The sequence below is a fragment of the Oceanihabitans sp. IOP_32 genome, assembly GCF_009498295.1.
In the GTDB taxonomy this organism is placed as follows: Bacteria; Bacteroidota; Bacteroidia; order Flavobacteriales; family Flavobacteriaceae; genus Wocania; species Wocania indica.
The window spans coordinates 1,960,896-1,979,676 of sequence record NZ_CP040813.1; the positions used below are offsets into that span (position 1 = coordinate 1,960,896).

The 18,781-nt window shown below is 33.9% G+C and carries 20 protein-coding genes; 18 read left to right on the forward strand and 2 right to left on the reverse strand.

The genetic code is table 11. The features are described from left to right. The first annotated feature begins 7 nt into the window (after positions 1–7). From FEZ18_RS08130 to FEZ18_RS08140, 3 genes are all read left to right on the forward strand, one after another. Positions 8–757 carry a cyclase family protein gene (locus tag FEZ18_RS08130; protein WP_153267866.1) on the forward strand — a complete coding sequence of 250 codons (750 nt, stop codon included), beginning with the start codon at positions 8–10 and terminating at the stop codon, positions 755–757. A gap of 401 nt (positions 758–1,158) precedes the next feature. After that, positions 1,159–1,785 carry a hypothetical protein gene (locus FEZ18_RS08135; protein WP_153267867.1) on the forward strand — a complete coding sequence of 209 codons (627 nt, stop codon included), beginning with the start codon at positions 1,159–1,161 and terminating at the stop codon, positions 1,783–1,785. Between the two features lie 51 nt (positions 1,786–1,836). Further along, entirely contained in the window at positions 1,837–4,686 is a 2,850-nt protein-coding gene (locus FEZ18_RS08140; RefSeq protein ID WP_194269463.1) for a CHAT domain-containing protein, read from the forward strand. Here FEZ18_RS08140 and FEZ18_RS08145 read toward each other — a convergent pair. Then, on the reverse strand, positions 4,669–5,385 hold the full coding sequence (locus FEZ18_RS08145) for a tetratricopeptide repeat protein (protein WP_153267869.1): 717 nt from the start codon (positions 5,383–5,385) through the stop codon (positions 4,669–4,671). The two genes, FEZ18_RS08140 and FEZ18_RS08145, sit on opposite strands and share 18 nt — an antisense overlap. Next, complete coding sequence (locus FEZ18_RS08150) at positions 5,378–5,935, reverse strand: RNA polymerase sigma factor (RefSeq protein WP_153267870.1); 558 nt, start codon at positions 5,933–5,935, stop codon at positions 5,378–5,380. The genes FEZ18_RS08145 and FEZ18_RS08150 overlap by 8 nt, the downstream gene beginning before the upstream one ends. A gap of 109 nt (positions 5,936–6,044) precedes the next feature. On the opposite strand from FEZ18_RS08150, the gene FEZ18_RS08155 reads away from it, so the two are divergent. From FEZ18_RS08155 to FEZ18_RS08225, 15 genes are all read left to right on the forward strand, one after another. Next, entirely contained in the window at positions 6,045–6,650 is a 606-nt protein-coding gene (locus FEZ18_RS08155) for a collagen-like protein (protein ID WP_153267871.1), read from the forward strand. A gap of 113 nt (positions 6,651–6,763) precedes the next feature. Further along, positions 6,764–7,507: a hypothetical protein gene (locus FEZ18_RS08160; RefSeq protein WP_153267872.1), complete on the forward strand. Its 744-nt coding sequence runs from the start codon at positions 6,764–6,766 to the stop codon at positions 7,505–7,507. A gap of 58 nt (positions 7,508–7,565) precedes the next feature. Next, a complete protein-coding gene (locus FEZ18_RS08165; protein ID WP_153267873.1) occupies positions 7,566–8,879 on the forward strand; it encodes an OmpA family protein in 1,314 nt (437 codons plus the stop codon). An 11-nt stretch (positions 8,880–8,890) separates the two neighbouring features. Next, on the forward strand, positions 8,891–9,235 hold the full coding sequence (locus FEZ18_RS08170) for a DUF4870 domain-containing protein (RefSeq protein WP_153267874.1): 345 nt from the start codon (positions 8,891–8,893) through the stop codon (positions 9,233–9,235). Between the two features lie 3 nt (positions 9,236–9,238). Continuing rightward, complete coding sequence (locus FEZ18_RS08175; RefSeq protein WP_153267875.1) at positions 9,239–10,279, forward strand: hypothetical protein; 1,041 nt, start codon at positions 9,239–9,241, stop codon at positions 10,277–10,279. 15 nt (positions 10,280–10,294) lie between these two features. After that, positions 10,295–10,861, forward strand: a complete 567-nt coding sequence (locus FEZ18_RS08180) for a hypothetical protein (protein ID WP_153267876.1) — start codon at positions 10,295–10,297, stop codon at positions 10,859–10,861. A gap of 39 nt (positions 10,862–10,900) precedes the next feature. Then, the gene (locus FEZ18_RS08185; protein ID WP_153267877.1) at positions 10,901–11,704 is read left to right on the forward strand and encodes a hypothetical protein; all 804 of its coding nucleotides are present in this window, start codon (positions 10,901–10,903) and stop codon (positions 11,702–11,704) included. Positions 11,705–11,715: 11 nt separating this feature from the next. Then, a complete protein-coding gene (locus FEZ18_RS08190) occupies positions 11,716–13,779 on the forward strand; it encodes a hypothetical protein (protein ID WP_153267878.1) in 2,064 nt (687 codons plus the stop codon). A 110-nt stretch (positions 13,780–13,889) separates the two neighbouring features. Then, entirely contained in the window at positions 13,890–14,468 is a 579-nt protein-coding gene (locus FEZ18_RS08195; RefSeq protein ID WP_153267879.1) for a hypothetical protein, read from the forward strand. Positions 14,469–14,503: 35 nt separating this feature from the next. Then, a complete protein-coding gene (locus FEZ18_RS08200) occupies positions 14,504–15,526 on the forward strand; it encodes a hypothetical protein (RefSeq protein WP_153267880.1) in 1,023 nt (340 codons plus the stop codon). Positions 15,527–15,566: 40 nt separating this feature from the next. Further along, a complete protein-coding gene (locus tag FEZ18_RS08205) occupies positions 15,567–16,052 on the forward strand; it encodes a hypothetical protein (RefSeq protein ID WP_153267881.1) in 486 nt (161 codons plus the stop codon). A 36-nt stretch (positions 16,053–16,088) separates the two neighbouring features. Then, entirely contained in the window at positions 16,089–16,685 is a 597-nt protein-coding gene (locus FEZ18_RS08210) for a hypothetical protein (protein ID WP_153267882.1), read from the forward strand. Positions 16,686–16,707: 22 nt separating this feature from the next. Further along, on the forward strand, positions 16,708–17,310 hold the full coding sequence (locus FEZ18_RS08215; RefSeq protein WP_153267883.1) for a hypothetical protein: 603 nt from the start codon (positions 16,708–16,710) through the stop codon (positions 17,308–17,310). 11 nt (positions 17,311–17,321) lie between these two features. Continuing rightward, complete coding sequence (locus tag FEZ18_RS08220) at positions 17,322–17,819, forward strand: DUF3592 domain-containing protein (protein ID WP_153267884.1); 498 nt, start codon at positions 17,322–17,324, stop codon at positions 17,817–17,819. Between the two features lie 100 nt (positions 17,820–17,919). After that, positions 17,920–18,705 carry a hypothetical protein gene (locus FEZ18_RS08225; RefSeq protein ID WP_153267885.1) on the forward strand — a complete coding sequence of 262 codons (786 nt, stop codon included), beginning with the start codon at positions 17,920–17,922 and terminating at the stop codon, positions 18,703–18,705. Positions 18,706–18,781 lie beyond the last annotated feature (76 nt).

Here is an 18,781-nt window from a genome sequence, read left to right on the forward strand (position 1 = left end):
TTTGAATATGATTGCAACAATAAAATTCAAATCGAAAAAGCTTAAAATAGACTTATCGCAACCCATCGATATTTCTATGCCTTTACGCGCGTCTAAAAAAAATGTAAACGCTTGGTATGTAGATCCGCCAACTATAGAACCTGTGAAAGATGGTGATTGGATTGCAGCTGTAAAAGAAGGCGCTTGTATAAATTTTAATACCATAACTTTTAATCCGCATGCCCACGGCACCCATACCGAGTGTGTAGGGCATATTAGCGAGAAAGGACATTCTGTAAACGAGCTATTAAAGCAGTTTTTCTTTTATGCTGAAGTAATAACGGTAGCACCAGAAAAGTTAAATGGTGATATGGTGATTTCTAAAAAGCAGTTGCAATTCGCTATTGGAAATAAAAAACGCCAAGCTATTATTTTAAGAACGATACCAAATACCAACGAAAAATTATCGGCCCAATATTCTAATACCAATCCGCCGTATTTGCTAGAAGATGCTGCTATCTACTTAAAAGAAAAAGGTGTCAAGCATTTGTTAGTAGACTTGCCAAGTATCGATAAAGAAAAGGACGACTGCCTATTATTAGCACATAATGCATTCTGGAATACCAATGGAAAATTACGATTAGATGCCACCATTACCGAGCTTATTTATGTCCCAAATCATGTCGAAGACGGCGCATATATTTTAAACCTTCAAATTGCACCTTTCGAGAATGATGCCTCGCCTAGTAAGCCTATCTTGTATGGAATTATAGAGTAGATTTAAAAGGAACATAGCATGTTTATATTCTTTTTCACTAGTGTCCGATTAAAAATATTATAATGCTGTCAATCCTTTTAAAATTAAGAACTTTGCACGTTTTTTAAAATGTCACCTTGCTTATTTGAAATAATTATTAAGATTTAAAGGAACTATTTTGTTAATTAAAGCACTTCTGTTTATCAGTTAGTTAGAATCAAGTCTTGGTTCTTATGTCTATTAGCGAAGCGGTCTTATGTCTTTTGTCGGACATTAATGATTCTTTTTATTATTTTAACGAGCAATAAACCATTCGTTTTGTAAAATGAGGTTGATTTTTCTGACTTATCATGAATCCTTGAAAGAAAAATGTTAACATCAGCCAAAGTAAATGGACAAAAGAGAAATAAAACTTTTTAAAAATGAAAAATACAAACCTAATCCCATTAGTACTTAGTTTAATTATGATGTTTTCTTGTACGTCTCAAGAAGAGCTCATTGATCCTGAAATGGCGGTAACTCAATTTAAAACGGAAAAAGGTGCGCAAGAAGAAAATACGTATCTGTATGAGCGAGAAATACACTATCTCAGTACCGTTAGCAAAATCAATACCTTAAACGAAGAAAAAGAAGCAATTTTAATTGCTATTGAAAACGGCGACAAATCTTTGGTTGAAAAGCTAGAAAAGAATCAAAAAGACCAACGATGGTTAAATGACTTTAAGGAGTATCTTTTAAAACTACCAGATACGCCAGTCAGGATTCCGCCCAAAGGCTGTCTTGAAGAGTTTAATTGCGACCCAAAGAGAGATTTATCTGCAGTTAACGGAATAATCCTAGAAGATAGTTTTAAAGAATTACGTATGGAAATCGCAGATTCTAAAAATAATAGTGTAGAGACTAAAACCAAAACTATAAAAAATGACAATGGTGAGATGGTTATGCTTTTTGACACTAAATTTGAAGGAAGTGGGTATTTACAAATCACGACAAATACTGACAAATTTGGCAGGATAACATCAGAAATTCCCATTTTCATTTCTAAATAAACAAAATTATTAATGTATATTGAAGCTCTCTGTTACACGAGAGCTTTTTTTATGAAAAACAGTATTTTATATATCATTTTAATCGTTTTTTCTCTTCAGAAAGTTGCTTCTCAAAATACTGAAATAGAGATTAAAAACACATTTAATAAAGCTGTTGTAAATCATTATGCAAATAAAGATAGTGCTTATTTTTATTATGAAAAAACACTGGATTTGGCTCACAAAAACAACGATTTAAACTATGTTTTTAAAAGTTTTCTTTATTTGATCAATGCGAATGGACATTACTTAGATTTAGCCAACTATAAAAAAAATATAGAACGTGAAGAAGAATTTATTTTAGAAGATAATCGCGTCGCTACTTTTCCTGAGCTACAATTTTATAAAGATTATTTACTCTTTGATAAAGGAAATTATCATTATAAATTAAAACAATACGTAAATTCAAAGGGTTATTTTCAAGAGTTGTATGATAAAATAGACGCTATCCCAAAAACAGAACGAACAGCTATAGATTTAGCAATGATGTCGAGTTTATATAGCTTTTTAGGACTCATCTACCACCACACTAATAAGTACGAATTGGCTTCCTATTCGTTTAAAAAAGATATCGCGCATTTAACTAAATATAGAGACAGTATTGCAGAATGGGAGTCGGGCGTCAATAATTCGAAAAAGTTGCTTGCCCAAGTATATAGAGCAACGAAAAACTTTAATGAGGCTAATCGTATCTCAGAAGAGGTGTTAGCTTTTTATAAAAAAAAACAAGATAACCTCAGGTTTAAAAATAATATTTTATCATCGTATTTACTTATTTCTAAAAATTATAGTGAACAGGGTAAGCATGCTTTAGCGATACAAAAACTAGATGAGGTAATGGGTTATAAATACAAAGAAAATCCCTTTGCAAATGAGTTTGACTTGATTTATGGAGATAGTTATTTAGGACTAAAGAATTACGAAAAAGCATTAGCCAATTACAGCAATAGTCTCGATAAGGCTTTGAAAAAATACAATAATAATAAACATCAAGACATTGCTACTGCCTATGCCAGATTGGGAAAACTTTATATGGCACAGCGAGACATCAAAAAAGGTTTACAGTATTACCAATTGGCATTGATACAATTTGAAAAAGAGTTTAATTCTAAAGATTTAGAACTAAATCCAAATCCTTTAAAAGTGGATGATAAAACGGCATTTATCAAAGTTTTAAGGGAGAAATTAGAAGCGTTAAATACTTCCTACAGCATAAGCAAAGAGGTTAACTATTTAAAGATGGCTCATAATACTTCTAAAATTATAATTAGTACCTTAGATGTATTGCGACCAGAATTTGAAAGTAAATTAGACAAGCAGTTTCTAATCAATGAAACCTACCCTTCCTTTCAAACAGCCGTCTCCATAGCTTATAAATTATACGATACAACTAAAAACCCTATGTATATTGATGATGCTTTTCACTTTATAGAAAAGAGCAAAAGCATTTCGTTATTAGAAGCACATCGAAATGCTGAAGCCACAAAATACGGAAACGTGCCCAATGAAATTCTTGTAAAAGGCCAGGAACTCAGAGCTTCTATTTCGTATCTAGAACAGCAGGTGTTTAAAGCTTCTCCCGATGAGATTCAATCGCGGTTAGATACATTAAGTGCTGTAAAAAACAATTACTATAATTATATTGGAAAAATAGAAAAAAACTATGCTACTTATTATGCCTTGAAATATAATACCGATGTGGCTTCTCTGAATAAGACGCAACAGCAGTTACGAAATAATCAGGCGCTTTTGAGCTATTTAAACGCTGAAGAGCATTTGTTTTTAATCGTAATAGATAATCAAAAAAAGGAATTTTTAAAACTTCCGTTTAATGATGAGATAAAGACTTCTATAAAAAATTTATACAGAAAAAGTTCTAAACTAGATATTAACGATCGTTCAATTTATGACGATAGTTATACCATTTATAAAAGTATTTTAGAACCAGGCTTGCTCGAAACCAACGCTTCAGATTTAATAATTTTACCAGATGATGTTTTGTACTACATACCGTTTGATGCATTACATACTTCAATTAGTAATAAACCATCTTTTTTAATTCACACGCATGCTTTAAGTTATGCTAATTCAGCCACGCTATATCAAGAACAACAAGCTGTTAAAAAGGAAAGAGGCAATAGGTTATTGGTGTTTGCCCCCTCATTTAACGAAAACCAAATTGTTGAAGCAGAACGAGCCCATATGGAACCTCTCCTTTATAATACCAAAGAGGCAGAACATATAGCTCAATATTTTACAACAAAAATTTTTAAGAACAATGAAGCCTCTATTTCTAATTTACAACATGCGGTTAATGCCTATAATTTACTTCATTTTGCAACACATGCTTCAGCAAATGACGAATATCCAGACTATTCCTATTTGGCATTTTCAAAAGACAGCTCAAATTCGAATTTACTTTATGTAAAAGACATCTATAATTACACATTTAATGCAGATATGGCCACATTAAGTGCTTGCCAAACAGGCTTCGGAAAACTTCAAAAAGGCGAAGGTATGTTGAGTTTGGCAAGGGCATTTAACTATGCTGGAGTACCCGCTATTGTTACTACCCTATGGAAAATTAATGATCAAAGTACATCAGACATTATGACTAATTTTTATAAAAATTTAAGTGATGGTCTCAATAAAAAGGAAGCACTAAGACAAGCTAAAATAAAGTATTTAACTGCAAATGCCAATGACCCTTTATTACAACATCCTTATTATTGGTCTGGTATTATAATTTCTGGTAATACTTTAGCGCTCACAACAACCAACTATCTATTGTGGGCTTTTATTGGTGTTATTGGACTAACTGTAATTTTAATATGGGCTAAAAAATTATTCAAACTCTTTTAATAATTTTTTTGCTTCTTTGTTGTTGAATTTTTCTTCGGTAATTACATGTTGTAATAACTTTTTTGCATTTGCTTTATCTTCCAGTTTTAAATATGCCATGGCCATATACCAAGGTGTTTTATCGGTTAAGGTGTCCTTTGTTTTAAGATGTTCTTTTAACAAGGGTAAGGCTTCTTCGGCTTTATTTAACTTTAATAATGCATTTGCTTTATAGAATAAGTAATACGGTTCTTTGGTGGAAGTATATAAATTTGTAAATAAATTTACGGCTTCGTTATAGTTACCTTTTTCATAAGCCATAAAGGCCATCGTTTTTTCATTTTGTTCTGTTGTACCTCGTTCTATAGGCGCAATAACATTTTTATAAGGTTCAAAGTAATTGTTAAACAGCTCATTAGGGCTAGCGTTATTGTTGGCATTAAAGAAGTAGGTTAAGCCCAATAGTAAAACAATGCTTGCGGCAGCCAACCATTTTATATTAAATCTTCTTCGTTTTTGAGGTTTCTTAGCTTCAAAACCAGCAAGTAATGCTCTAAAAGCAGTATCGTCTTCGTGTTGCGTAACTTTTTTTAAATTAATATGGAAATCGACCTCTTTTTTAAAGGCATTATCATTTAATAGTAACGCATCAAACTCAGCCTGTTCTAGTGGCGAAAGCTTATTTTGTATATGTTTTTCTATTAATTTGTCTTTATTCATTCCTTAAGGGCTTAATCATTTCCTTCAAGCTTTTTAAACATCTTGATTTTTGACTTCTTACCACACTTTTACTCGTGTAATCCGTAAGTTCTACAATATCATCAATTGTTAGTCCTCTATAATAGAATAAGGTTAACACTTCTCTGCACTTTTTTCCTAATTTTTTAAAATGAGTTCTTAATAATTGTTGTTCTATGGTAAGTTCTTCGTTTTCGAATTCTATATCAACTTTTTCAATATTTGAATATTCAGAAAGTACATCTGTGTTTAGCGTAAAGGTTTTCTTTTTCTCTTTTAATAAATCAAAAATCATAAATTTCCCTATACCAAATAGATAGGTTTTTAAGGAGCTTTTTACGTTAGCTAATTTCCCATTGATGGCATGTTTTCTTAAGGCGATAAAAGCTTCTTGGTATATATCTATAAGATCGTCGTTATCTAAACCATACTTCTTTCCAAAGTTCAGAAAAGCATTTTTATGGGCAGCATAGAGTTCTTGAATCTCTTTAGGCTTTCCATGGATAAAAGAGTTAATGTGTTTTTCTTCCATTTAGTATGTCATAATTAAGCCAAAAGAAAAAAATGTAAAAAATTTAGAAACTAATGTTAACATTTAGATCCAGCAAGGTACTAAAGGTAAATATAAAAACTAAAATATTATGAACTTTTTAATGAAAAATCCCAGCCTATCTCGATTTAACGGGGGACAGCCAAAGAGCACTAGTAATTTTATGAGTAAAAATCTTAAAAACAAATTTAGTTATGCCGTTGTAATAATGCTAACGTTACTGTTTATCTCTTGTAGTGGTGACGATGGCGCCATGGGTCCAGCTGGCGCAAACGGACAAAATGGTGCCGATGGTCAAAATGGTCTAGATGGTAATGCCAATGTAACAACTGTTTTGGTAGAAGACACGCGTTTACTTAGCGGCCAGGATAACATTATTGCAGTAAATGGTATTACACAAGATATTTTAGACCATGGTGCTGTTTTGGTTTATATGCGAATAGGTGATATATGGTATTCGTTACCTTATTTTGGCTTTCTTAATACGATTAATGTTTGGAAGATAGATTTGAATTCTGTGATACTTCGAGTTGACCCTGGGAATACTGTTCTTTTAGATTTCAAATTCGTACTTATAGCTGGCAATAGCGCGAATGCTTCTGCAAACAGTAAAACTAACATCTTTTCTTCTCTAGAAAATAATGGTATAGATGTAAATGATTACAATCAAGTAGCAGCGTTTTTTAAATTGGAATAGCCTTACCCAAAACAACATGAAGACTTCTTTTCATGGACTAGCCGTGGGAAAAGTTGAATTGGAAACCCTAAAGGGAATAATTTAGTGATTTGAACCAAATAAAATAACAATCCATGAAAACATTAAATAACAACATTGTAATAGTAACACTACTTCTTTTTGCGAGTCCTGTTTTTTTTGCACAAAACGCTATTCAAGGCGATATAGAAAATTGGACTCATGGCGAAGTACTTTTACTATTTAGCGATTTTATATCCCGAGAAGAAATAACAATGGGCAGTATCTCGGCTCAGGGCAAAATTACTATCGATTTAGATGATGATTTTTTAGAGCAACAAAAAAAGGCTGCCGAAAAAGCTAAAGCAAAAGCCCCTAAAGGATGGAAAATGAAATTTAATACCGTAGCTACTTCTTTTGCTTGTAATGCAGAAGGTGTGGTGTGTGAAAATGATAGTATTGTTTTGTCTGGTCTCCCGCAATTAGAGGCTGTTAGTAAATATGGGCCATCCACTTATGGCTATTTATATTCTACCAATAAAGCACAACTTTCAAGCTGGCTATTCCATTACAGTCAAGTGGATGCGGTAAAGGGATATTATCTAAGGTGGTTTTTTGCGGAAGACAAAGCCTCGGTAAAAGGCTTATACAGTATACCAACTTATACAGGAAATGAAGATGAAAATTATATAAACACAACGGTTTATAATCTAGAGCTTCAAAAAGGATGGAATATCATTAAATATGAAATTACCGAAACTTTCACCTCTCAAACTGGTAAAGTAGCAGCTTCAAAAACAGAGGTAACAAAAATAGATGAGGTTCCTGAGGATGCGCAATGGTTTTTGGTGTCGGAATAGAAAGGGTGCCATTGTTAATTTTCAGAAAATAAAAAATAATAATTAAAATTTTAATGCGATGAAGAATGTTGTAAAAATAATGGCTCTGCTTCTAATGCTTTGTAGTGTAAATATGGAAGCTCAAATTTTTAAAAAGTTAAAGAAATCCGTAGAAAGAGCTGCTGAAGAAGCTGTAATTAGAAAAACAGAGCAAAAGGTTAACGACGAAACTGAAAAAGCTATGGATTCTATTTTAAATCCTAACATAGGAAGTAAAGACAAAAAGAAAAGAAATAAATCTTCTAAACAAAAAGGTAATCAGGATGATGAAACAAGTGAAGACAATTATAATCTAAATGAAGAAAACGGGCAAAATAATTTTGGGGTATATAGCAAGTTTACCTTTATACCAGGAAACAAGCTCTTGTTTTACGACGATTTTGCAAAAGATGCCATAGGCGATTTTCCTGCCAATTGGGAAACTGGGGGCTCTGGAGAAGTGGTAACAATAAGTAACTCTCAAAACAAATGGCTTTCACTTGTTAGACGTTCTGGTTACTTGCCTACTATGGAAAATACACTTCCTGAAAACTATACCATAGAATTCGATTTAACGAATAACGGCTATGGTGAACCAAAATCATTTAGTAAACTTAATTTTCTATTCATGACTAGAAAGGCATACGTTGGAGGTCGTGGGGGTACTTTGGCTGAAGTAGAGATTTTACTTTCGCATAACGGTTTTAATGTTAGGAAGGTTTCAAATTTTGGAGGGGAACTTGACACAAGGGTTGGTAGTACAATAAATCGGAATATACCCGACTATCTGAACAATACGGTTCATATTTCGTTGGCTGTAAACAAAAAAAGGCTAAGAATGTGGGTAAACGAGGAAAAACTGGTCGATTCCCCAAATTTGATACAAGCAAATATTGGCAGGTATTTTATTATAGAAGCAAGGGATGTATTGCCTGAAAAAGGACACTTTGTGGGTATTACCAATTTTAAAATTGCAGAATCTACCGAAGACTTGCGCTCACTATTACTTAAAAACGGAAAATTTAGTACCACAGGAATCTATTTTGATACCGCTGCAGCAACCGTAAAAAAAGAATCTTACGGTATTTTATTAGACATCGCCAATATGCTGCGCGATAACGACGGTATAAATCTTCAAATAGTTGGGCATACCGATAATCAAGGGGAAGCAGATTATAACCAGACACTATCCGAAAGACGGGCAGAAGCTGTAAAACAAATTCTTGTAGATGAATTTGGCATAAATGAAGGCAGGTTACAGTTTATGGGTAAAGGCGAAACGGATGCTATAGACGATAATACAACCGTGAAAGGAAGAGCTAATAATAGACGGGTAGAATTCATTAAAATTTAAAACCAAGAAAAATGGAAACCACAGAAAATAAAATGACAATTTCTGATGAAGGTAAGAAAATAGCCCTAATATCCTATATCACGTTCATAGGCCTTATCATCGCATTTATTATGAACAACGATAAGAAAGATGCTTTTGCGTCTTATCACATTAGGCAATCTTTAGGCTTGGCCGTTACAGGATTGGCATTACTGTTTATTGGCATGATTCCCATTTTGGGATGGATTATAAACATACTTGGCATGTTTGTGCTCCTTTATATGTGGGTAATAGGTTTAATGAATGCCATTAACGGAAAAGAAAAAGAAGTCCCTTTTTTAGGGGAAAAATTTAAAATCTGGTTTAAAAATATTTAAAAAATGAAAACAATACTAAAACTCCTTTCGCTAATACTACTAGTAAATATCAGTTTTTCTTGTAGTAAAGATGACGATACAACACAAGCCATTGTACCAGAGCCAACAATCGATGTGTATGTGGCAGGGTTTAAAAATAATGGCACCAATAACGTGGCCAAGTTATGGAAAAACGGACAATTTACAGATTTAACAGATGGCACAAAAGATGCACAAGCCCATTCTGTTTTTGTTTCTGGAGATAATGTTTACGTGGGTGGCTACGAATTTAATGGTACTAACAATGTAGCAAAAATTTGGATAGATGGTGTTCCTACCGTGTTAACAGACGGATCCCATTCGGCACAAGTGTATTCTGTATTTGTTTCAGGGAATGATGTCTATGCAGCAGGCGTAGAATATAAAGCAAATGGTTATGGCGTAGCAAAAGTTTGGAAAAATGGGGTAGCCACAAGTCTGTCTGCCCAAGCATACGATGGCATTGCCTTCTCTATTTATGTTTATGAAAATGATGTATATGTAGCTGGGAGGGTGTATGATGGCATAGAATATACTGCACAAGTCTGGAGAAATGGCGTGGCAATACCGTTAACAGATGGAAAGAATAACGCTAGTGCTAATTCGGTTTTTGTTTCTCAAGGCGATGTGTATGTGACTGGTTACGAGCAAGTAGAGCTTAAGTTTAATGCCGTTTTGTGGAAAAACGGAGAACCCACTTCTTTGTCTAAAGTCAACCATAATGCTGTTGCTAACGCGGTACATGTTGTTGGTAAAGATGTTTATGTAGCAGGCTATGAAAGTAGTGGTGAAGGTGCGGCCGTTGTTTGGAAAAATGGCGAAGCCATCCATTTAACAGACGGGATAATAAACGCTGGAGTTTTTTCGATTTTTGTTTTAGATGATGATGTTTACGCCTCGGGGTACCATTTTAACACAAATGAAGACAAAAGTATAGCCAAAATTTGGAAAAATGATACGGAAACCCTTCTAACCGATGGTGCATTGACCGCAATTGCCAAATCTATTTTTGTAACTAAAAATTAACTTAAACTAAAAATCATGAAAAAATCAATTAAAAATTCAGCAAAATATTTTTTAGCAGTATTTGCTTTAATTTCTTTAACAATGTCCTGTTCTCCAGAAGACGGCATAGATGGCAAAGACGGTAAAGATGGTATAGATGGCATAGATGGTAAAGATGGTAAAGATGGAGTTCCCACTTATTACAACCCAATAACTATTACAGATATGAACGTTGGTCGTGTAGATGTTTCAACAACAAATACCGATTTAAACATTGGCACAAAAACGTTTACTAAAATAGATGAAAATACGCAAATAGACATAAAATTTAGGGCGAATATCAAGTCTGGCACTTTTAGTAAAACTCCTGCTGCCATTAAATTCGAATTGTTTGTAAATGGAGGTAGGGGCAATGCATCATCTGTGTATTGGATACAAACGAGCAATACCACAGAATTTGTGATTTTAGATAGTGTTTTTTCTTATCTGCCCATTGGCACACATACTATTACTATTAGTGCCAGAATGAACCATGATACTTCAACTGGAGTGTTTGTAGATCCAGGGAATTTAGGAGGCAAAATTATTGTTCAAGAGCGTTAATAATCTAGTATCATAAAGCATAACAAAATATATAAAATCATGAAAAAAGCAATTAAAATTTTAGTCACATACGTTATTCTGCTGTTAACGTCTTTTACAATATACGCCCAGACCGATTATTGGACTGGAGCGTGGAATACCAAATTTGGTAAAGTAACCATAAGAAAAAATGGAGATAAATATTCTGGTTTTTTTCCAAAGGGACAATTAACACAAATAAGAGTACAAGATGGTGCACTCATAGGCTATTACTCTCGTATGGTAGCAAAATATGATAAAAGCAGTCTTGGAAAAAAAGGGACATTCAAATTTATACTGTCTAACGATAAAGCAAAATTCGATGGGTATCATAAATCGGAAACTGATGCAAGATGGCGTTCAGAAAACTGGAACGGCGAAAAAATATGGGGAACAGTTATGCCCGTAATTGTATCGAATAATCTCCTCACTGCGGTTAAGCCAACATGGACTGGGACTTGGGAGACAGATACTTTTGGGAGACTTAAAGTATGGGATACAGGCACTAAATATAAAAACAGTAAGAACGCAATCAGAATTGAAGGAAGATTCTTTATTAAAGGCGGTGGAGACTTTATAGACATTTTTGATGTAGAAGGCTACAGTAGTACTTCTAAACCTAAGGTGTTTAAAGGAAGTTTTAATCATAATGGAAGATATGGGTATTTCGAGTTAAAATTTGGCTCTCCAACCGATAATGATTTTAAGGGCTATTTAAATTACAATAAGTCACTTCCATCGGTAAAACCCGTTAGACACGAAAAAAGAGTGTATGTGAAGGGTAAAAGAACCTCATCGGCAAAGCCAAACATGAACACTTATTAATTTATAAAATTATGCGTTTCCTATTCTTAATATTACTGTCGGTTTTTTTGTTTTCGTGCAACAATAGCACAAAAGAAAAAGATGGCTTTGTGAACGGTATTTTAGAGGATTTCTCAAAAATGCCAGATTCTGTTATCTATAAAGGTTTTGCCATTTTGGATACCATCCAATTAAAGCCGGTAGATGAATTGGTAAAAGAGCTACGGCGAATTCCAGACTTACAGGAAATTGGTGTAGGAGACGAATTATTAAGGTTTAGGCTTAAAAATGGCCCTGTGATGTTAATAAAACTAAAAGAATTTTCTTCGTTAACCAAAGGAGGAGCGACTAACACAGCAATTCCTCCTAAACTCTTGTTGAATACAGTAATTGCCGAAGAAAACTCGGCTAACGTCGTTGGTGCACAACGTGGCGAAAACAGGCAACATAAAAAAGCATTGATACTAGCACCTTATGAATGGCAATTTGAAAATGACGATGCTAAAGTTCCTTATTCAAAACTTAAAAATCATAGAAATTATAAAGGTAATATTAATTACAAATCAAATAAAACAGAAGCTTCTCAAAACATTACTATTGATGATTATTTATCATTTAATGATTATGATATGGTGTATTTAAGTTCGCATGGATCAAAAACATGTAATATGAAGGGAGATGCCATAGAATCTACAAGTAATTGCCATTCCTATATATCATCAGGTATAAAATTTAGAAAAAATGAGCGCCAACAATTATTCGATTTGTTAAAAAGTAAAAACGTTAGAGGAATTGCATTTGGAGAAGCGGAAATGTTTTTTATACCTAAATTCTTTTCTAATGCTTATTCCGAATTAAATAATAAGCTTTTTATTTTTAGTGCTTGTCAGCTAGGACAAGAAGGCGACTTAGGTCGCACATTTAGTGGTATTCTAAAAAACGGACAACTTTTTTATTGGCAAAACACCATTGCTGTTAAAGATGCTTTTAAAGCTTTTGATAATATGTTCGATAGAATGTTGCAGTATGGAGAAACCGCCCCAACGGCCTTCGAAAATATGCCCGATAACCTAAAAAAAAACATACCACTCTATAAAAGCGAAAAAAAAAGAGGTGATTCTGTTGAGGTTTTTAATTACTTAAAAATGGCAACCAAAGGCCATGCCATGCACATCATAGAACCCATAAGTTTTATAGACGAAAAAACTAAAAAAGAACTACAAGAAGACACGGTTTATCCTTTTGAAGGTATTCTGGAAGATGACCAGCCAGAAGAGGCGAGTTTTACCTTAGAGTTTTTAGGTTACACCGCACAAGAAATGGAAGAGAAAAGCATGAGTTTTTCCTTAAAAGTAGATGGTAATACGGTGCTGGATCATGTTGCATTTGTTCCTGATGCCGATCCCTACGATAATATAGAAGTAAAAACTGGTAAAAACGAAAAAATAACGCGTGTTACTTTTAAAAGTGTAAATCTAAAAAAAGATCTTAAAAAAAATAGCAAGGTAAAACTAGAGGCTTTTTTTCATTTTAATGAAGAAAATTACGGTTACCAAATGATTAATGTAAGTACAGGAAGCTCTGATATGCGCATTGTCATGAAAGCACCAGGAGGGACGATTAATATGTTTTTTGATGCCGATAACTACGGCCTTAAAATGACTCACCCGTCAGAAGGCCAGACGATGTATTCAGACGCCGAAGGCTATGTATATGTAAACGTCCCAGGTAAAGGCTGGATGAAAACCAAGTTAGCTCAAATGTTTGGTGCTATGGCACAGCTTGTTCCCATAAAAATGGATATTACCGGGCTAAAGATGAACAAAGGATCGGTAATGCATAAAATACCCGCTTTTGCCGCAGAAATCAATATTTCTATGCTAGAAAAAGAACCTAAGGCGAAAAAAATTAGTGGTGGCATTGGTACAGAAAAAACAGTTTTTATTTATGAAGGTAGGCTTACCATCACTTTTGATAGTAAAAAAAGACTGGAATCTTTAGTTGAAAATGGTGCGAACATACATTATTACTATGAAGAACAGCATATAACCATGCCAAGTGCACAAACCCTTACCATGTCATCATTTATTAACTGACAGATTCTAGATTCGGTTTATTTATAACAATATACTCCGAATTTCTAAAAAAAAGCCTGATGCAGTGATAATCGCACATCGACATTGAAAACCTTAAAAAAAAGAAAAAGATGAAACAGCTTTTAAAACAACTAATAACTACACTAAAAGTAGGCGCAATGGCAATTCTATTGCTAAGTACCGTAGCATGCGATAAGGACGATGAACCAACTATTCAGAAGACCGCTTTTGAACCGACCTCACTTCAAGGCAATAATTTAAAATTGACCTATCCTGATGGTAAAATAGAATATATAAAAGGAGATAATATTATAGGTTGGGGGAAGGGAACGCTATTAGGGGGTAATTATTGGAAGCAAGTACGAGGTGGTAATTCAGATATATCATTTGGAATACGAATCAATATGCCCAAAGGCACCAAAAAAGATGAAATCATTGGTGTAGAACTAAAACTGGATGGGTCTAGACTATATCTTCAAAACTCGGCAGATATACCATTACGACCAGAACTGTGGATTAAGGGTACTGGTTTTGATGAATCTAAAAATGCTGTTGGAAAGATAAAAATACTTGAAACCGATAGTTATGATATTATAGGAGAAGTTATGAATGCTGAGGTTTACGACGTTAATGGGAAAACTGTAAAAATATCAGGTTTCTTTTGGAAGAAAAACGCAGAACCTTTTTAGAGATTTTAAAACACTTAATATAAAAACTTATAACTATGAAAACCATACTAAAACCCAGTGTCCTTTTACTACTTATTATGGTCATTTTTGCTTGTAGTAAAAATAATGATGCTGAAATAATCGATAAAGTAGAATCTGAAACCGCTGTATATGCCGTTGGATACGAATCTGATGGGGATAAAAATATTGCCAAAATATGGAAAAATGGATCGGCCACAGCCTTAACAAATGGCGATAATGATGCATACGCCCTCGGTGTATATGTTTCTGGAAATGATGTCTATGTAGGCGGATTTGAAAGCAATGGAACAAATAATGTTGCAACAATTTGGAAAAATGGTGTAAAAACAGAACTATCAAACGGAGAGACTAATGCACAAATATTTGCTTTACAAGTTTCTAGTAATAATGTATATGCAGTGGGACGTGAAAGCGATGGAACAAAAAATATTGCAACGCTTTGGAAAAACGGTGTGAAAACGCTTCTATCAGATGGTCCCTATAAATCGATTGCGAATTCAATACATATATCAGGTAGTAATGTTTATGTTGCTGGAGTGGTACACAATGGAACAAATTATATGGCAACTGTTTGGAAAAATGGTGCAGCTACTCCATTAACCGATGGAACAAATATTGCATCGGCCTCCGCTATTTCTGTATTAGGAAATGATGTATATGTTGGAGGTTACGAATTTCAAGGAAAAATAAAGGTAGCCACTTTATGGAAGAATGGCGAAAAAATAAAGTTATCAGATGGTTCCAGTCAAGCCAATGTGTCATCAATTTGTGTCTCTGGTAATAATTTACATGTAGTCGTAAATGATGGTTTTGTAGTAAAACTATGGAAAAACGGTGTTTTTACACCAATAACCGACGGAAAAAGTTTTGTCTCTGCTCAATCGCTTTTTATTTCAGATAACGATACCTATTTAACAGGTTATGAAAGGCTTGGTAAAAAAGACGTTGCAATGCTTTGGGTAAATGGTGTGAGATCACCACTTACCGATGGCAACTATAAGGCGCATGCTAACAACGTTTTCGTCACTAAAAAATAAAACAATTTAAAAACAATTCATAACATAAAACAAAATAACCATGAAAACAGCAAAAATCACATTCGTATTAATGGCCTTTCTATTCACAGCTTCATTTTCCTTTTCACAATCGGTTGAAGGCAGGTTGGCTATTAAAGGATTTACAAACGGTAAGACCATTAAACAAAACACACCTGTAGCATTATTTAAAGCTTTTAAAGATGGTGTTTATAGCATCAATTTTAACTTTAAGTCAAACGATCTCGGGCCTGAAGGTATCGTACTTTTTGATATGAAAACCACTGTAAAACACAATGGTAAAATTATTTCGGAAACTTCGCGTGGCGGCTGGCCTTGGATACCAGGCGATATGTTTGTGCCTATCGAAGCTTTCGACGCTATCCCAGCATGGCAGAAACATGCAGAAAAAGGACTTCCAGTTAGTATTCCCGGTAAGTATGAAATCATTTTACAATTTGTTCCATCAAAAGGGCAAAAAGTAAAAGGGAGTATTAGTCCAGCCACTATGCAATTTACTATCGAGTAATAATTAAAATAAACTGCTATAAATAACACAAAAACCATGAGAAAATTATTATATATATCTGTGTTCGCCCTATTGCTTTTTTCATGTAAAGGCAATGGGCAATCCACAAATGCTGTCGCAAAGCATGATAACGTGAAAGGCGTTGTTTCAGATTCAGACAATCAAGAGGTGTTTAGTGGCGATTATAACGATTTATTAACCTTAGAATTGGCATCAAGGATTACTGGTTTTGAGCCTTCAAAAGCAAGAAAAACTCATGCATTAAAGAGGATGACAGGAGAAATTTTGAGATATAATTGGGAAAATGGAAGAGAGGAAATAAAAGAGAAATCGGCTTCAAATCGTAAAAGAAAGACCTACCCACGTTCTGATCTTGTCCAAATAAAATGGGTTGACACCGAGGCAGATCTGGCATCCTTTTTAGAATTTATTGAGCCAGAAGAACATCCCGAATTGTTAAAAATAACAGATGTGGGAGACAGGGCTTACTGGAATTCGAAAAAGAGCTATTTACAGGTATATTATAATGGGGTTTCTTTTACCCTTCAAGTAGATATTTCAAATGATGAGGTTTCAGATAAAGAAAAAACAATAGCCTTGGCAAAATTAATTATAGCAGAGCGCATAAAATAAACAATTTTTAAAATTAATCATTATGAAAAATTTACTAAAACTAACACTGGTTGTTTTGCTTGTTTTGGCTTGTAAAGAATCTAAAGAAACCAAGATTATAGAGGGCTTAATGAACGAAGTAACGGGAAAAAACGAGGACATCAATGCGAAATATAATGTTTTAATGAAGGATTTGGCAACAAAAACCCTACTAACAAACGAGCAATTAGTTGAGGCTTTTCCAAAAAAATTAGGGCGCTTAAGTCTTGATTCTGATGAGGGCAGAATTACCTCAAGTAACACGGTTAAAGGAAGTTTTGGAAATGGCACTATTAGATTGGAGATTTTAGATGCCGCTGGTGCCAATGCTATGGGAGCAATCATTCCATTAAAAATGTTAGAAATCAACAACATAACATCAGAGAATAACAATACCATTCGCTATTCAAAAAAAGAGCGTAGTGGCATTTTAACCTTTGGAACTGATCGTGATACATCTGTTGGAGCAGATTATGAAGCTGAACTTCGGTTTCTTTACGATAATCGCTTTTATGTAACGCTGGAAGGTAAAGAGATGGATGTTGATGCGCTATGGAACCATTTTGGGGTTGAAAATTTAAAGACTTTTAAAGATTTTAACAAATAAGCGGTACAACTATGGAATTTTTCGCAACACTAAGTCAATCTCAAATAGCCAGTATTATTTTACAATTGGTGGTATTGCCTATTTTAGTTTTTAAATTGCGATTATTTTGGTGGGCAAAACAATCGGTGCATTGGCCAAGAGCAAAAGGCCTGGTGGTAAAAGGCCTCGATTTTCCACTTTCTAAAACCATAGATTTTTTATATACCTATAACGTCAAGGGCATAAGCTATAAAGGACAAAAACCATTTTTTGCCAATTCTTTTAAGCATTTTTCAAAAAGGAAGGCTTCATTATTAATGCACAACTACACTCAGGGCAAGGAAGTGAGTGTTTTCTATAAGCCTTCAAACCATAAAATATCAACATTAGAACCTGGTAGAAAAGATGGCTTAGTTGGTGTTTTAGTGCTACTTGCTTTGCTTTTTTTGTTGGGGTTTATAACGTATAGCAACCCTGCTTTAATAACAGAGATTATAGATTACTTTCAAAATTTATCCACTGGAAAATAAAATCTAATTGATATGAAGTATCCAAGACTAAAACTTGATATTCAAGAAATGCTTAAATGGATGTCGCATTTGCCCGATGAAAAACAATAAATATAAACACATGAAAAAGATCTTAATAATTGTAATGCTTTTATCAGTTCAGGTCGTTTTTGCTCAAACGCCAGAACAGCAAAAAATGATAGAAAAAGCCGAAAGGATGCGAGACAGTATTTTAAATAGCCCAGAAATGAAAGCGGTAATGCAGCAAGATGAGGTTATGAAAAAAAAACAAAAATCAAATACTAAAACAAAACAGAAAACCATCCCTAATGTTAAAGCCAAATACGATAAATACTGGACCAATACATTGTCCAGTAATAACGATACAAAACTTAAAGGATGGAATAATGGCGTTGCCTATTTAGTTTTCGATTATGGTTATGACCTAAGAAAGGATGAAGTCCAATACGTAAAGGTTGGTGGTATTAAAGCAGATGGGACTATTGAATTGAATCCTAAAAACAAAGTTCCAATATTAAAGCCTTTAAAAGACTTTAAGCATAGCAATAGGCTTTTTGATATACATGATCCAGAGTCCTATCAATTAACTAATGAGGATACAGGCTTTAAGCTTAATTCTTATTTGTTAGTGTATCAAAATGGTGTTAAAATTGGGACTTTAACCATTGGCAATTCTGTAAAAGTTACCCGAAACCTATTAACACCAGGCGATTTATATTATGGTGATGAAGGCTATTTGTTGTCTTGGGTTTATGCAGAAGAAGCCTGCACATTAAAAGCTAATGAAGATTTTAAAGGCGATTTAAGTAATACGGGCACGCCATTAATTGTAGAAACCAATGAGACTTACAATCTAATTTTTAAACCAGGTTGGAATTTAGTATAAACCGAAGTTATCGGGACTTATACATTCCCCGATGCTCCCGAAGAAGACCGATCGAGATATAAAAAACACAGACATA

Bases quoted from the DNA above. Each gene is read 5' to 3' on its own strand.
- FEZ18_RS08130 (WP_153267866.1), top strand. From the start codon at position 8: ATGATTGCAACAATAAAATTCAAATCGAAAAAGCTTAAAATAGACTTA.
- FEZ18_RS08135 (WP_153267867.1), top strand. From the start codon at position 1,159: ATGAAAAATACAAACCTAATCCCATTAGTACTTAGTTTAATTATGATG.
- FEZ18_RS08140 (WP_194269463.1), top strand. From the start codon at position 1,837: ATGAAAAACAGTATTTTATATATCATTTTAATCGTTTTTTCTCTTCAG.
- FEZ18_RS08145 (WP_153267869.1), bottom strand. From the start codon at position 5,385: ATGAATAAAGACAAATTAATAGAAAAACATATACAAAATAAGCTTTCG.
- FEZ18_RS08150 (WP_153267870.1), bottom strand. From the start codon at position 5,935: ATGGAAGAAAAACACATTAACTCTTTTATCCATGGAAAGCCTAAAGAG.
- FEZ18_RS08155 (WP_153267871.1), top strand. From the start codon at position 6,045: ATGAACTTTTTAATGAAAAATCCCAGCCTATCTCGATTTAACGGGGGA.
- FEZ18_RS08160 (WP_153267872.1), top strand. From the start codon at position 6,764: ATGAAAACATTAAATAACAACATTGTAATAGTAACACTACTTCTTTTT.
- FEZ18_RS08165 (WP_153267873.1), top strand. From the start codon at position 7,566: ATGAAGAATGTTGTAAAAATAATGGCTCTGCTTCTAATGCTTTGTAGT.
- FEZ18_RS08170 (WP_153267874.1), top strand. From the start codon at position 8,891: ATGGAAACCACAGAAAATAAAATGACAATTTCTGATGAAGGTAAGAAA.
- FEZ18_RS08175 (WP_153267875.1), top strand. From the start codon at position 9,239: ATGAAAACAATACTAAAACTCCTTTCGCTAATACTACTAGTAAATATC.
- FEZ18_RS08180 (WP_153267876.1), top strand. From the start codon at position 10,295: ATGAAAAAATCAATTAAAAATTCAGCAAAATATTTTTTAGCAGTATTT.
- FEZ18_RS08185 (WP_153267877.1), top strand. From the start codon at position 10,901: ATGAAAAAAGCAATTAAAATTTTAGTCACATACGTTATTCTGCTGTTA.
- FEZ18_RS08190 (WP_153267878.1), top strand. From the start codon at position 11,716: ATGCGTTTCCTATTCTTAATATTACTGTCGGTTTTTTTGTTTTCGTGC.
- FEZ18_RS08195 (WP_153267879.1), top strand. From the start codon at position 13,890: ATGAAACAGCTTTTAAAACAACTAATAACTACACTAAAAGTAGGCGCA.
- FEZ18_RS08200 (WP_153267880.1), top strand. From the start codon at position 14,504: ATGAAAACCATACTAAAACCCAGTGTCCTTTTACTACTTATTATGGTC.
- FEZ18_RS08205 (WP_153267881.1), top strand. From the start codon at position 15,567: ATGAAAACAGCAAAAATCACATTCGTATTAATGGCCTTTCTATTCACA.
- FEZ18_RS08210 (WP_153267882.1), top strand. From the start codon at position 16,089: ATGAGAAAATTATTATATATATCTGTGTTCGCCCTATTGCTTTTTTCA.
- FEZ18_RS08215 (WP_153267883.1), top strand. From the start codon at position 16,708: ATGAAAAATTTACTAAAACTAACACTGGTTGTTTTGCTTGTTTTGGCT.
- FEZ18_RS08220 (WP_153267884.1), top strand. From the start codon at position 17,322: ATGGAATTTTTCGCAACACTAAGTCAATCTCAAATAGCCAGTATTATT.
- FEZ18_RS08225 (WP_153267885.1), top strand. From the start codon at position 17,920: ATGAAAAAGATCTTAATAATTGTAATGCTTTTATCAGTTCAGGTCGTT.